Source organism: Zoogloea sp. JDB1, assembly GCF_056724025.1.
Window position 1 is genome coordinate 2,438,110 of the sequence record NZ_CM161496.1, and the last position, 12,964, is coordinate 2,451,073.

Consider the following 12,964-nt stretch of genomic DNA (forward strand, 5'->3'; position numbering starts at 1 on the left):
CGGCGTGGCTCAGGCGTTTCGTTCGTAGCTGACGAAGGCAAAGGGCAGGCCCGATTCGGCCACCTGGGTCTGGCGGGAAGCTTCCCGCCAGACACTGCGGTCGAAATCCGGGAAGAAGGCGTCACCGGTGTAATCCCGGTCGATCTCGGTGAGCAGCAGGCGGTCGGCCAGCGGCAGGGCCTGGCGATAGAGCTCGGCGCCGCCGATCACGAAGGCGATCTCCGCGTTGCCGGCCGCGGCTAACGCGGCTTCCAGGCTGGTGACGACCTGGCCACCGGCGGCCTGGAAGTCCGGGTTGCGGCTGACCACGATGTTCAGCCGGCCGGGCAGAGGGCGGAAGGCGTCGGGTAGGGATTCCCAGGTCTTGCGGCCCATGATCACCGGCTTGCCGCGGGTGGTCTCGCGGAAGAACTTCATGTCCTCCGGCAGGTGCCAGGGCAGGCGGTTTTCGATGCCGATGACGCCGCCGCGGGCGCAGGCGGCGATCAGCGCGAGCAGCGGGCGCGCCATGTCAGACCGCCACCGGCGCGGAGATGTGCGGATGCGGGTCGTAGCCTTCCAGCGTGAAGTCCTCGATCTTGAAGTCGAAAATGTTCTTCACGTCCGGGTTGATGCGCATCGTCGGAAGTGCGCGCGGTTCGCGGGACAACTGCAGCTGGGTCTGTTCCAGGTGATTCACGTAGAGGTGGCAGTCGCCGCCGGTCCATACGAAATCGCCGAGCTCGTAGCCGCACACCTGGGCCACCATCATCGTCAGCAGCGCGTAGCTGGCGATGTTGAAAGGCACGCCGAGGAAGATGTCAGCGCTGCGCTGGTACAGCTGGCAGGACAGCTTGCCGCCGGCGACGTAGAACTGGAACAGGGCGTGGCACGGCGGCAGGGCCATGCGATCCACCTCGGACGGGTTCCAGGCCGACACGATGTGGCGGCGGGAGTCCGGGTTCTTCTTGAGCGCCTCGATGAGCTGGGCGATCTGGTCGATGCTGCGCCCGTCGGGGGTTTCCCAGCGCCTCCACTGCTTGCCGTACACCGGGCCGAGCTCGCCGTTTTCATCGGCCCACTCGTCCCAGATGGAAACCTTGTTGTCCTTCAGGTACTGGATGTTGGTGTCGCCGCGGAGGAACCACAGCAGCTCGTGGATGATCGAGCGGGTGTGCAGCTTTTTTGTGGTGAGCAGCGGGAAGCCTTCGGCGAGATCGAAACGCATCTGCCAGCCGAAGACGGAGAGGGTGCCGGTGCCGGTGCGGTCGTCCTTGCGGTGGCCGCGTTCCGCCACGTGGCGCATGAGTTCGAGGTACTGTCGCATGGGGCGCCAAAAGCCTGAATCTTAACCGATACCTTCGGGGGGCGGGGGTGGGGCTTTCCACGATTCGGGGACTGTGGGGCGGGCGAGGCGCCAAGCCCTTTGTGCTACCATCGCCGCGCGCAAGGAACCTAATTTTTCGGCATGGCCGTAACGGGAGAGAGGGCGGTCGTCATGGTGCTTGATTCTGTTGCCGCGGAGGCGCACCCGCTCCAGCAGCCCGAGTCGCTGAAGCGCGTGCTTGGCGGGATCGCGTCCGGTGCGGCACCGGCTGCGCTGATAGAGCTGATTCGTTGGCTGGACTCCTTTCATTACGAAGCGCTTGTGCCGCCGGCCGAACTGGCTCGCCTCGTGGTGCAGCTCGATGAAGCCGCGCAGCCCCATCTGCGGCAGACCGCCAGCCTCTATCTCTCCAATGTCCTCGGTGCGCGCAGTGTGCGCTACAAGGCTCTCGGCCAGGATTTCCACGCCAGTCTCGGGCGTGCCTATGAACTCGTGCTGGCATCGCCCGAAGAGGAACTTGAGCCTGATCAGCGGCTCGAGATACTGCTGCGTTCGGTGCGCTGTGCCAACGGAGAGATGAAGTGGGCGGCTTTCGATTATCAGGAGCTGTCGGAGGACACTTGGCGGCGGGCTGGTGAAGCATACCGGACCGCCTGCGAGCAGGATCAGCTGGACAGCCCGGTCCTGGTCCGCGAAGGGCGAGAGACCCGTTCGACGATCCGGCGGGAGTTCGTGCGGCTGGTGGCGATGAAGAGTGCTTGTCTCGACCAGTTGGCACCCGAGCGTATCGAGGCGACCGACAAGCTGGTACGACATCTACAGCATGCTCTGGACCTTCGCCAGAGGCCTGGCCGCGGCCAGTTGTTCGCAGTCGACCTGGAAGCCCTGTCGCCGCCCCGGCGTTGCCTGGTGCAGCCGACCGAGCCGTCGTCGACGATGCGTTATTTCGATCCCGCCGACGCCATGCCTGTTCTTGGGGAACTGGGGAGGGGCGCCGAAGGCGGCGGTCGCGGCTTCGATGGCATGGATGACTCGACTGTCGCGGCAGCCATCCGTCATCTGATCCGGCATTGGGGGGCGCAACCGCCAACCCGGCGTTTCCGGCGCCATCTGGTGGGGGGGGCCCTATCGTTGGCGACGGGGCTGGGCTTCATTCGTTCACTGATTTCCGGTGAGGCACTGCTGAGGCCGGCCGCAGCCTGGACGCTGCAGGATGCCAGCCGCAACGGTTTCGGCGTCCGCGCGACAGTGATAGACCCCGAGGTGTGCCGGGTCGGGACCTTGGTGGCTGCGCATCTGGGGGAGAACGGACGCTGGGTGCTGGGTGTTGTCCGGCGTGTGCGCGTGGATGAAAAAGGCGGAGCGTCGGTCGGCGTTCAGCGGCTGTCGGACGATCCGCAGCCCGTCATCCTCGATGATGGTGCGCGGAGCTGGAACGGCATCCTGTGCGATCCGCCGGTGCGGGGGCGGGGGGTGAGGATCGTCTGTGAGCCGGGCACCATCCGCAGTGGCGTGCTCTTCGTCAAGCTTGGCGCGCGCATGCTCAAGTTGCAGAGCGGCCCGGCTTTGCTTGCAGGCCCGGGCTATCAGGTCGTTGGTTGCCAGCTGGCGTGAGTTGAGCGGACTCGGCACCCTGCTTGAAGCAGGGCGCCGGATACCGCGGGCAGGGATCAGACTGCCGCCAGGGCTTGGTCCAGATCGGCCAGAATGTCGTCGATGTGCTCGATCCCGATGGACAGGCGCACCATGTCCTCGGACACGCCGGCCTTGATCATTTCTTCCGGCGACAGCTGGCGGTGGGTGGTGGACGCCGGATGGCAGGCCAGGCTCTTGCTATCACCGATGTTCACCAGGCGGGTCACCAGCTTGAGGGCGTCCTGGAAGCGTCCGCCGGCAGCCTTGCCGTCATCGTCCGCACTCTTTACGCCGAAGTTGAGGATGCCGGAGGCACGCCCGCCCATGTATTTGTGGACCAGCCCGTTGTGGGGATGCTCCGGCAGGCCGGCGTAATTGACCCACGCCACCTTGGCGTGCCCCTTCAGGAACTCGGCGACCTTCTGGGTGTTCTCGCAGATGCGATCCATGCGCAGCGCCAGCGTCTCGATGCCTTGCAGGATCAGGAAGGCGTTGAAGGGGCTGATCGCGGCACCCATGTTGCGCAGCGGCACGACGCGGGCGCGACCGATGTAGGCTGCCGGGCCGAGGGCTTCCGTATACACGACGCCGTGGTAGGAGACATCCGGCTCGTTGAGGCGGCGGAAGCGCTCCTTGTGCTCTGCCCATGGGAACTTGCCGCTGTCGACGATGATGCCGCCGATGGAATTGCCGTGGCCGCCCAGGTACTTGGTGAGGGAGTGCACCACGATATCAGCGCCGTGCTCGATTGGGCGGCACAGGTAGGGCGACGGCACGGTGTTGTCCACGATCAGTGGAATGCCGTGGGCGTGGGCGATGGCAGCCAGCGGCTCGAAATCGGTGATGTTGCCCAGCGGGTTGCCGACCGACTCGCAGTAGATTGCCTTGGTGCGCTCGTCGATCAGCGGCGCGAAGGAGGCTGGATCACGGTAGTCGGCAAAGCGCACATGGATGCCGATCTGCGGCAGCGTGTGGGCGAACAGGTTGTAGGTGCCGCCATACAGCGTGGAGGCCGACACGATGTTGTCGCCGGCTTCGGCGATGGTCTGGATCGCATAGCTGATGGCGGCCATGCCGGACGCCAGGGCCAGGCCGGCGATGCCACCTTCCATCGCCGCCACGCGGGCTTCGAGCACCGCCTGGGTGGGGTTCATGATGCGGGTGTAGATGTTGCCCGCGACCTTCAGGTCGAACAGATCTGCACCGTGCTGGGTGTCGTCGAAGGCGTAGGACGTGGTCTGGTAGATCGGTACCGCGACGGCCTTGGTGGTCGGGTCCGGGCTGTAGCCGCCATGGACGGCCAGTGTTTCCAGTTTCATTGTGTTTTTCTCCGTTTTTTCAGGCGCACTACATCAAGCCGCCGAATGATACGCCGTTTATCTACTCCGGGTTTTCCCGGTGGTCGTTGCGGGAATCGTCACCTCGCCGAGGCCCCGGGCATTGGTAGATAATGCTCCTTGCTGCGCCTTGCCCTATGTGGATATTGCAGGGCCGGCGGATGCCAAATAAGAAAAGATGGAGGAGATGAGCATGGAGATCAAGAAACGCCACGCCACGTGGCTCGAACTGGCGGCTGCACGCCTGTCGCTGCTGGGGCAGGTGCGAATCCGCCTGCATGCGCTGACGGGCGGTTGCCACAACTGCCTCGGTATCACGCTGAACGGGCGCTGGCTGTGCGCCAATGATGGGCGCCTGACGATTTTCGATTGTCGGGAGGCTGCCCGGCGTTTTCTCGAATTGCTGCGCATCGACAAGGTGGAGGACGGCGACGCGGTCGCTCTGCCGAGTGAGTCCGGCGTGCAGTGCATGCGGCTGGGAAATCGCGGGCTACGCGTCTGCAACGGCCGCGGGACGCCGGCGCGTGCCAGCAGGGTCGCGGCCTCCCAGTGCCTGGTCCCACAGGGGTGCTAGGCCAGCGCTGCGTCGAGCAATGCTTTGAGCTGCGGGTCGTAGGCGACCAGCACAATTTCTTCCAGTAGCGGGTTGGCGTCTGCCGTGGCGCGGCAGGCAGCGACCGCAATCCGGACGGCCTCCTGCGGCGGAAAGCCGTAGGCGCCGCAACTGATCGCCGGCAGGGCCAGTGTCCGCAGGACGTGGGTCACGGCCAGTTGCAGGCTGTTGCGGTAGCAGGCCGCCAGGGCTTCGGCCTCGCCGTGCTGGCCTCTCTGCCACACTGGGCCGACGGTGTGGATCACATGGCGTGCCGCCAGCCGGAATCCCGGCGTGATGCGCGCCTCTCCGGTGGGACAGCCGCCGAGGCCGGCACAGTAGGCCCTCAGTTCGGGCCCGGCGGCCCGGTGGATGGCTCCATCCACACCGCCACCACCCAGCAGCGACGAATTGGCCGCATTCACGATGGCGTCGACGGCCAGTGCAGTGATGTCGCCCTGCCAGCTCCTGATTCTCGCACTCATTCCTTCCTCCTCGTTGGATGCCTGCCCAAGGCATGGTGGCGCCTAGGACTGTGGCGGCGTCCATCCTGCCGTTCTCATTTCGACTTGCCAAGCGATCCTGTTCGCGCAAAAATAATACGGTATTACGCAATCAGGGGGTTGAGTGGCCAAGCCAAGGGTGATTACCGTCCTGTCCCAAAAAGGAGGGGCGGGCAAGTCGACGCTCACGATGCAACTGGCGGGTGGGCTCGCACGAAGCGGGCGCAAGGTCGCCATCATCGATCTCGACCCCCAGGAAACTGCTCTGCGTTGGGCCCAGTCTGCGGTAGAGGGCTTCCCGGCCCAGGTGTCGCGGCTGAATGTGCCGCCCGAGGGCCTGCATGCCTTCGTCAAGCAGGTGGCGCGGAGTGCCGACATGGTTCTGCTCGATTGTCCGCCGTCCATCGAACACGCCGCCACGCTGGCCGCGCTGCAGGAGGCCGACGTGGCGCTGGTGCCGGTGGTGCCGAGCCCGGCCGATCTGTGGTCCACCAAGGGCGTCGAGCGCTTGATCCTGCAGGTGCAGGCCAGTCGCAAGGGGCTCAAGGCGGCGCTGGTGCCGAACCGTGTGGTGCGCACCAATCTCGCCTGGGATGTCCTCGAGGTGATGCGCGATTTCACCCTCCCGGTGCTTGGTGCGGCCCTGTCCCAGCGTAATGCTTTCGCGCAGAGCGCGGTGATCGGCGGCACGGTGTATCAGCTTGGTCGCGCCGGTGCCGAGGCGGCCCGGGAAGTGGACAAACTGGTTGTGGAAGTCTTGAAACTGACAGGAGAGAAAGTATGAACAGCAAGGTCAAGTCTGCGCTGCGTTCCACGCTGCAGCAGGAAACGGAATCCCTCGAAACGCGTCTGCCGGAACCTGTCGCGCCCGCCAAGGTGGAGGCCGTGGTGGTGAGTGAGCCCGCTGTTGCCGCTTCGGCCGCCCCGGCCCCGGTGGTGGAGAACAAGCCGGAGGTCGTGGTTGCAGCTCCGGCTCCCGTGGAGGCCCCCGCAGTCGTCGCGGTTGCCGCTGAAGCGCCGGCCAAGACCGTCGTGAAGCCGGTACGGGCCGCGAAGCCTGCCGCGCCCAAGCGTGCGCCGGCTGCCGCCAAGGTTGCCAAGGCCCCCGCCGTGAAGGCCAAGGCTGAGGACAAGCCGGTGGCCGTGGTGGCAGAAGTGCCGGCTCCGGCCAAGAAGGCCAAGGTGGTGAAGGCCGACAAGCCCGCAAAGCTGGAAAAGGCGGAGAAGGTCGAGAAGGCGCCGAAGCCCGCCAAGGTTGCGAAGGCGGAAAAGCCGGCCAAGGCGGAAAAGGCCGAGAAGCCGGTCAAGGCCAGTCGCGAGAAGGTCGTGCGCGATTCCTTCTCGATGCCCAAGAGCGAGCACGCCCAGCTCAAGACCCTCCGCGAGACGCTGGCCAAGGCTGGTCGGATCTGCACCAAGTCCGAACTGCTGCGCGCGGGTGTGCAGCTTCTGCTGAAGGAATCCCCCGCCGGTACCCGTGCGCTGGTGGAGCGCCTGTCGGTGGTCCCGAAGGGCAAGAGCGCGAAGTAAGGTGTTCTACGGCCGTCCCCGGTGAACGCCGGGGCGGCTTCTAGTTGAGGGATGCTGTCCGCCCGGGATGGCTCAGTCGCCTGCCGGGTGATCAAGCCCGCACGCGCAGGGCGCGAACTGCACGCGGATGAGTCCGCGCAGACCGTTGCCGACGAAGAGGGCTTCGGCCTGGTGCAGATCCTCCACGGTCAGCCGGGCTTCCCGCGCGCGGCCTTCCTGTAGCAGGTGGCGTCGCAGGACGCCATTGAGCAGCCCTGCCTTCTGTGGCGGCGTCAGCAATTCCCCATTCTTCTGTACGAACAGGTTGCTGCGTGCGCCTTCGGCCAGCTCCCCCCGTTCATTCAGGAACAGCGCGTCGAAGTGGCCTTCACCCATGACCCGCGCGAGTTCCTGGTCGTAGAGCCGGCGAGCGGTGGTCTTGTGGCGCAGCAGTGGATCGTCGCTGCGAATCCGATGGGGCGATAGCACCACCGTCGGTGTTTCGGCAGGCGCGCCCGCACTGAGCGGGGCGGTCTCGACGCGGAGGTCGCCCTGCTGGCCGAGGGTGATGCGGACCCGCAGCGGTGTGTCTCCATTGACGCTGGAGAGCGCCCGGCGAAAGGCGCCGGCATCGAAGGGGAAGCCGAACCAGCGGGCAGAGTCCGCCAGGCGTTCCAGGTGTTCGGGGAGGAAGGAGAAGGCCTTTTCTTCTGACGGCGCGTAGCGCAGGGTTTCGATCAGTCGCAGCGGCGTTGGCAGGGCGGTCAGGAAACGCGCCTTCAGATGGCATTCCGCCCACTCCCCGGCCGGGCTCGAATCGTAGACCACGCCGCTGCCTACGTTGAGTTTCGCCTGGCCGTCCGTATCCACCAGCAGCGTGCGGATCGGCACGCTCAGGCGAAAATCGCCGCCGGGGCGGATGAAGCCCAGCGCGCCGCAATACACGCCGCGGGGGCTCGCCTCCAGTTCGCGGATGATCTCCATCGCGCGGATCTTCGGTGCGCCGGTGATCGAGCCGCAGGGGAACAAGGCGCGGAAGATCTCCGCCAGCCCGGCGATGACCGGTTCGGCGACGACGCGGGAGATCATCTGCCACACCGTCGGGTAGGGCTCGACCTGGAAGAGTTCGTCCACCCGCACGCCGCCGGCGGGGGCCAGCCGGCCCATGTCGTTGCGGATCAGGTCCACGATCATCACGTTCTCGGCGCGGTCCTTCTCGGACGTGCTGAGGGTGGTCGGGTCGGCATGGCGCGGTGCGGTGCCCTTCATCGGCAGGCTGCTGAGCTTTGTTCCGCGGCGTTCCAGGAACAGCTCCGGCGAGCGCGACAGGATGCTGCCGCCGGCGTGGCGGATGAAGGCGCCGTAGCGGACCGGCTGGGCGGTACGCAAGGCCTGGTACAGGGCCGCCGGGGCGCCATAGGCCTGGCCGCTGAACGGAAAGGTGTAATTGACCTGGTAGCAGTCGCCGTTGGCGATGTAGTGGCGGATGCGCTCGATGTGTTTGAGATAGACCGTTTCGCTGATGTTCGCCTGCAGCGCGCCGACGCCGCAAGGCGCGTCGCCGGCCTGGGCGGTCAGCCAGGCTTCGCTGGCGGCGGCGTCCAGCCAGTCGCCACGCTCGAAGATCCAGGCCTGGAGCAGCGGGCTATTTCCGGCCGGCAGCAAGGGGCGCAAGCGGGGCTCGATGGCGTAGCCGAGTTCGTAGGCGGCGGCCACCGCGACCCAGGCGTCATTGCGGGTCGCTTCGTCGAGGCGTCGCAGGCAAGCCTGCCAGTTGTCGGGGTGATCGCAGACGACTTCCTCGATCAGGCCGGTGAGCAGCCAGGCGCCGCCGTCGGCGTCGAGGTTGTTATCGAAGAAGGCAAAAGGGGGGAGGGCAGATTCGATGGGCACGGGCCGAGTTTACTGCGCCGCGGCACGGCGTGCAGAAGCGTGAAGGACTACTCCCTGCCCCTGCGGGTGCAGGTGGCAGGGGGCGGAGGGCAGTTACAGCAGTGGACTGGCGTGCTCGCCGCGCTCGTACACCACGTGGGCGCGGCCGACCAGCAATGGGTCCAGCGAGCCGATGTGCTCCAGATCCTTGTTGGCGTAAGGCAACTTGTGGAGTACGTAGCGCATTGCGTTGAGGCGCGCGCGCTTCTTGCAGTCCGACTTGATCACCGTCCACGGGGCGTCGGCGGTGTCGGTATGGAAGAACATGGCTTCCTTGGCCTTGGTGTAGTCGTCCCATTTGTCGAGGGAGGCGAGGTCTACCGGGCTGAGTTTCCACTGCTTGAGTGGATGGTTCTCGCGTTCCTTGAAGCGGCGGCGCTGCTCCTTCTGGCTCACTGAGAACCAGAACTTGATGAGGTGCACGCCGCTGCGCACCAGATGGCGTTCGAACTCCGGCGTCTGGCGCATGAATTCGAGGTATTCGTCAGGGCTGCAGAAGCCCATCACACGCTCGACGCCCGCCCGGTTGTACCAGGAGCGGTCGAACAGCGCGATCTCGCCGGCGGTGGGCAGGTGCTGCACGTAGCGCTGGAAATACCACTGGCCGCGCTCCGTCTCGCTGGGCTTTTCCAGTGCGACGACGCGGGCACCCCGTGGGTTGAGGTGTTCCATGAAGCGCTTGATGGTGCCGCCCTTGCCGGCCGCATCGCGGCCCTCGAAGAGGATAACCACGCGCTGTCCCGTCTCCTTGACCCAGGCCTGCAGCTTGAGCAATTCCACCTGCAGGCGATACTTCTGCTTCTCGTAAGCCTTGCGCGACATCAGGTTCTTGTACGGGTAGCCGCCTTCACGCCAGCCGTCGGCGAGTTCCTCGTCCGGGTGGGAAGGCAGTTTCTTATAGACGGCTTCGTCTTCGGCCAGCAGCGCATTGCGCAGGATCGCTGCATCGTCGGGCGACGCCCCGGCCATGATGGCCTGCAGGGTTTCGGCGATGCTATGGGCGTCGTGCCGGGCCAGGGTGGCGACGATATCGCTCACCGCGCTGGCCTTGGCGTCCTGCGCGGCCTCGATGGCTTCGTCGACGACGAAGCGTTCGATGCCGGTAGGGGTGCTGCGCGGGGCGATGTCGCCGCTGGCAACACGCCGGGCGCCCTTGCCGGAGGAGCTGGGGGTGTTGTTGTTCTTGTCGGTCATGGCCATATTCTCTTCGGGAGATGGAAGGCGAGGGCGGATGCGCTTGCGTTCAGCCCGCCAGGCGAGCACAGCGTTCGGCGTAGGCCTTGCAGCGCTCGATATAGTCGGTGGTGCTCTTGGGCATCGGCGTCCGCGCACGGGTGATGTAACTGACTAGATCCCGCCCTTGCTGGATCAGCAGGCGGCCATCGGCGACCACGTGTTGATCTTCCATGTTGGAGGGCATGGCGGCTTCGTTGAAGTGGCCGCACAGGCGCTCGGCGGCCGTCACGAAGCTCGTCCAGATGTCGAAGATGTCCGGGTCGGTGCGCAGGGTTTCGGTCTTGACCTGTGCGGCCCGGGCGAAGGCGCGGACATGGGGCTCGATACCCGTGAAACAGGGGAGCGGCTCGAAGGTCTCGACCATCGCGTCGGCAATCCGGTCCACGTCGCGCAGGGTCATGCCGATCTTGACGTAGCGGCTTTCGTAGAAGTCTTCCAGCGGGATCGAGAAGGCTTTGAAGGGTTCGCCCCACAGTTCGTCGATGCCTTCCTCGCCGGAGCGGTGCAGGACCAGCCGGCCGAGGCCAAGAGCTTCCTGAAGGCAGCGCCCGCATTCGCGCATCAGGGCGTTGTCGGACTGGATCTCGATGCCGACACTCTGCAGCTCCACCAGCTTGGTGAAGATGTCCGCCGCCCGGTTGAACAGCGCGCCGGCCAGCATGGCGCCCTTGACCCGGCGCCGGTCTTCGTTCGCTTCTTCCTCGTAGCTCTTGCGGGCCTCGGTCAGACGGCTGCCAGGGATATTGAGTCCGTGCTCAACGTGATTGAACAGGCGGCGCGTGAGGGCGCCGATCAGCTTGCGCTTGGCCTGGAGGGTGTCCTCGGGTACCTGGTAGGTCTTGACCCAGTAACCGGAGTAGAAGACCCGTTCTCGTCCGTCGACGATCTGCTTGGTGCCTTCGGGAACGTTGGTGTTCATGGTCCGCTCTTGGCAGTTGTTCGGAAGCAGCCTGGAAACTGCAAAGGTGAAATTCTGCACTAGAAAATAGTGCCCAATGCAACCCCTCTGTAATTTCCCGTCAGCTGCATCACGGTCTCAGACTAATCCGTCCAGAATTTGTACAGTCACGTCGTCACCGGCCGCCACGTCGCCCTGCTCGGGGCCCAGCACGATGAAACAGTTGGCCTCGGTCATCGAGCGCAGGATGCCCGAGCCCTGGGCGCCGGTGGTCCGTACCTTCCATTCGCCGTCTTCCGCACAAAGCACGCCGCGCAGGAACTCGGTGCGTCCGCGGCCCTTGCGGATTGATACGGTGCACAGGGCGCGCAGTTCGGGCGGCAGGCCTGGGGTGTCGACGCCGGCCAGGCGCAGCAGGGCCGGGCGGACGAACTGGTAAAAGGTCACCATCACTGCGACCGGATTGCCGGGCAGGCCAAACAGCCAGGCGGCGTCGCCACCCGCGCCGATCCGTCCGAAGGCCATCGGCCGGCCGGGCTTCATGGCGATCTTCCAGAACAGCACTTCGCCGAGCTTGGCCATCATGCCGCGGGTGAAGTCCGCTTCGCCGACCGACACACCGCCGCTGGTGATGACCACATCAGCGATCGACGCAGCTTCGCGGAAGCAGCCTTCCAGCGCCAGCGGGTCGTCGCGCACCACGCCCAGGTCGATGACCTCGACGCCGAGGCGGGTGAGCATGCCGAACAGTGTGTACCGGTTGCTATCGAAGATCTCGCCCTCGCGGGCGATGGTGCCGAGCGGTACGACTTCGTCGCCGGTGGAGAAGATGGCGACCCGCAGGCGCCTCCGTACGCTGACCTCGCTGATGCCGAGGGAGGCGATCAGGCCCAGTTCGGCGGGGCGCAGGAGCTTGCCGGCGGCCAGCGCGGGGACGCCGGTGCGCAGATCCTCCCCGGCTCTGCGCACGTTCTGACCGGCACGTTGGCCGGCCGGGATCGTGATCTGATCGTCGAGGCTGGTGACGACTTCCTGCATCACCACGGTGTCCACGCCGTTGGGCAGCACGGCGCCGGTCATGATGCGGACCGCTTCGCCGGGGCCGATGGCTCGTGGGAAGGGGCGGCCGGCGTAGGCGCTGCCAACGACCTGCAGCGTCGTTTCGCGGTCGCCTGGCAGGTCTGTGCCGCGCAGCCCGTAACCGTCCATCGCCGAGTTGTCGTGGGCGGGGACATCGATCGGCGAGATGACCGCCTCGGCCAGCACGCGGCCGAGGGCCTCGCGGAGCGGCAGGTGTTCGACGCCTTCGATCGGCGCCACCGCGTCGAGGATCAACTGGCGACCGACGGCGACCGGCAGGGCGTTCGGGTCGTAGGCGTCGTGGCAGGTGAATTGCTGGTTCAGGGACGTCACTGCGGAATATCTCCAGGATGGTGGGCGCGGAGTTCGTCCGTCGTGTTGATGTTGGCGAAGGCCTCGGCCTCGTCGTCGAAGCTGCAGGCCACCCAGCACTGGCGTTGCAACCAGCTTTCCATGCGGCGTCCGCCGGCGTGCAGGAAGGCCTGCAGGTCGGCCAGCACGTCGCTGCGCATCAGCGCGAAGACAGGATGCAGCTGTTCGCCGGTGCGGGCAACGGCCACGCTGGCCTGGCCAGCGGCCAGCGCGTCGGCCAGGCGCGGCACCAGGTCGGCCGGCAGGAAGGGTGAGTCGCAGGGGGCGCAGGCCAGGTAAGCCGTCCGGCAGGCGGTGAGCCCGGCCTCCAGGCCAGCCAGAGGGCCGGCGAAATCACCCTGCAGGTCGGGGATGACGGCGGCGCCCAGGTTGGCGTAGACCTCGCCGTTGCGGTTGGCGTTGATGAGCACGCCGCCGACCTGCGGCGCGAGGCGGGTCAGCACGTGGGCGGCCAGCGGCTGTCCGTCGAGCAGGGCCAGCCCTTTGTCGATGCCACCCATGCGGCGCCCCAGGCCGCCGGCGAGGAGTAGGCCGGTGATATCGTCTCTGCTGGGCCGCGTCATG

13 protein-coding genes are annotated in these 12,964 nt (G+C 66.2%); 4 read left to right on the top strand and 9 right to left on the bottom strand.

The window, feature by feature from the left end:
* Positions 1-9: 9 nt before the first annotated feature.
* Together AC1PPK_RS10910 and AC1PPK_RS10915 are read right to left on the bottom strand one after the other, a co-directional pair.
* Entirely contained in the window at positions 10-510 is a 501-nt protein-coding gene (locus tag AC1PPK_RS10910; protein ID WP_481117843.1) for a dihydrofolate reductase, read from the bottom strand.
* A 1-nt stretch (position 511) separates the two neighbouring features.
* Positions 512-1,306: a thymidylate synthase gene (locus AC1PPK_RS10915; protein ID WP_481117844.1), complete on the bottom strand. Its 795-nt coding sequence runs from the start codon at positions 1,304-1,306 to the stop codon at positions 512-514.
* 171 nt (positions 1,307-1,477) lie between these two features.
* Between AC1PPK_RS10915 and AC1PPK_RS10920 the strand changes: the two genes are divergently transcribed.
* On the top strand, positions 1,478-2,920 hold the full coding sequence (locus tag AC1PPK_RS10920; protein WP_481117845.1) for a hypothetical protein: 1,443 nt from the start codon (positions 1,478-1,480) through the stop codon (positions 2,918-2,920).
* 56 nt (positions 2,921-2,976) lie between these two features.
* On the opposite strand, the gene AC1PPK_RS10925 is transcribed toward AC1PPK_RS10920, so the two are convergent.
* A complete protein-coding gene (locus AC1PPK_RS10925; RefSeq protein ID WP_481117846.1) occupies positions 2,977-4,260 on the bottom strand; it encodes an O-acetylhomoserine aminocarboxypropyltransferase/cysteine synthase family protein in 1,284 nt (427 codons plus the stop codon).
* A 211-nt stretch (positions 4,261-4,471) separates the two neighbouring features.
* On the opposite strand from AC1PPK_RS10925, the gene AC1PPK_RS10930 reads away from it, so the two are divergent.
* Positions 4,472-4,852, top strand: coding sequence for a hypothetical protein (locus AC1PPK_RS10930; RefSeq protein ID WP_481117847.1), 381 nt, complete (start codon positions 4,472-4,474; stop codon positions 4,850-4,852).
* Here AC1PPK_RS10930 and AC1PPK_RS10935 read toward each other — a convergent pair.
* Positions 4,849-5,355 (bottom strand): O-acetyl-ADP-ribose deacetylase, encoded by a 507-nt coding sequence (locus tag AC1PPK_RS10935; RefSeq protein WP_481117848.1) that lies wholly within the window; start codon positions 5,353-5,355, stop codon positions 4,849-4,851. The two genes, AC1PPK_RS10930 and AC1PPK_RS10935, sit on opposite strands and share 4 nt — an antisense overlap.
* 142 nt (positions 5,356-5,497) lie before the next feature.
* On the opposite strand from AC1PPK_RS10935, the gene parA reads away from it, so the two are divergent.
* Complete coding sequence (gene parA / locus AC1PPK_RS10940; protein ID WP_481117849.1) at positions 5,498-6,157, top strand: ParA family partition ATPase; 660 nt, start codon at positions 5,498-5,500, stop codon at positions 6,155-6,157.
* Positions 6,154-6,903, top strand: coding sequence for a hypothetical protein (locus AC1PPK_RS10945; protein WP_481117850.1), 750 nt, complete (start codon positions 6,154-6,156; stop codon positions 6,901-6,903). Before parA ends, AC1PPK_RS10945 begins: the two co-directional genes overlap by 4 nt.
* 72 nt (positions 6,904-6,975) lie before the next feature.
* Here AC1PPK_RS10945 and pabB read toward each other — a convergent pair whose 3' ends face one another.
* From pabB to mobA, 5 genes are all read right to left on the bottom strand, one after another.
* Positions 6,976-8,775, bottom strand: a complete 1,800-nt coding sequence (pabB, locus tag AC1PPK_RS10950) for an aminodeoxychorismate synthase component I (protein WP_481117851.1) — start codon at positions 8,773-8,775, stop codon at positions 6,976-6,978.
* Positions 8,776-8,868: 93 nt separating this feature from the next.
* A complete protein-coding gene (ppk2, locus tag AC1PPK_RS10955) occupies positions 8,869-10,014 on the bottom strand; it encodes a polyphosphate kinase 2 (RefSeq protein ID WP_481117852.1) in 1,146 nt (381 codons plus the stop codon).
* A 43-nt stretch (positions 10,015-10,057) separates the two neighbouring features.
* Entirely contained in the window at positions 10,058-10,969 is a 912-nt protein-coding gene (locus tag AC1PPK_RS10960) for a hypothetical protein (RefSeq protein ID WP_481117853.1), read from the bottom strand.
* 117 nt (positions 10,970-11,086) lie between these two features.
* On the bottom strand, positions 11,087-12,361 hold the full coding sequence (gene moeA, locus AC1PPK_RS10965) for a molybdopterin molybdotransferase MoeA (protein ID WP_481117854.1): 1,275 nt from the start codon (positions 12,359-12,361) through the stop codon (positions 11,087-11,089).
* Positions 12,358-12,963 (bottom strand): molybdenum cofactor guanylyltransferase MobA, encoded by a 606-nt coding sequence (mobA, locus tag AC1PPK_RS10970; RefSeq protein ID WP_481117855.1) that lies wholly within the window; start codon positions 12,961-12,963, stop codon positions 12,358-12,360. The genes moeA and mobA overlap by 4 nt, the downstream gene beginning before the upstream one ends.
* Position 12,964: the final 1 nt, after the last annotated feature.

Coding starts and splice junctions, on each gene's coding strand:
- AC1PPK_RS10915 (WP_481117844.1), bottom strand. CDS start 1,306: ATGCGACAGTACCTCGAACTCATGCGCCACGTGGCGGAACGCGGCCAC.
- ppk2 (WP_481117852.1), bottom strand. CDS start 10,014: ATGGCCATGACCGACAAGAACAACAACACCCCCAGCTCCTCCGGCAAG.
- AC1PPK_RS10920 (WP_481117845.1), top strand. CDS start 1,478: ATGGTGCTTGATTCTGTTGCCGCGGAGGCGCACCCGCTCCAGCAGCCC.
- AC1PPK_RS10910 (WP_481117843.1), bottom strand. CDS start 510: ATGGCGCGCCCGCTGCTCGCGCTGATCGCCGCCTGCGCCCGCGGCGGC.
- AC1PPK_RS10930 (WP_481117847.1), top strand. CDS start 4,472: ATGGAGATCAAGAAACGCCACGCCACGTGGCTCGAACTGGCGGCTGCA.
- AC1PPK_RS10960 (WP_481117853.1), bottom strand. CDS start 10,969: ATGAACACCAACGTTCCCGAAGGCACCAAGCAGATCGTCGACGGACGA.
- AC1PPK_RS10925 (WP_481117846.1), bottom strand. CDS start 4,260: ATGAAACTGGAAACACTGGCCGTCCATGGCGGCTACAGCCCGGACCCG.
- mobA (WP_481117855.1), bottom strand. CDS start 12,963: ATGACGCGGCCCAGCAGAGACGATATCACCGGCCTACTCCTCGCCGGC.
- AC1PPK_RS10935 (WP_481117848.1), bottom strand. CDS start 5,355: ATGAGTGCGAGAATCAGGAGCTGGCAGGGCGACATCACTGCACTGGCC.
- AC1PPK_RS10945 (WP_481117850.1), top strand. CDS start 6,154: ATGAACAGCAAGGTCAAGTCTGCGCTGCGTTCCACGCTGCAGCAGGAA.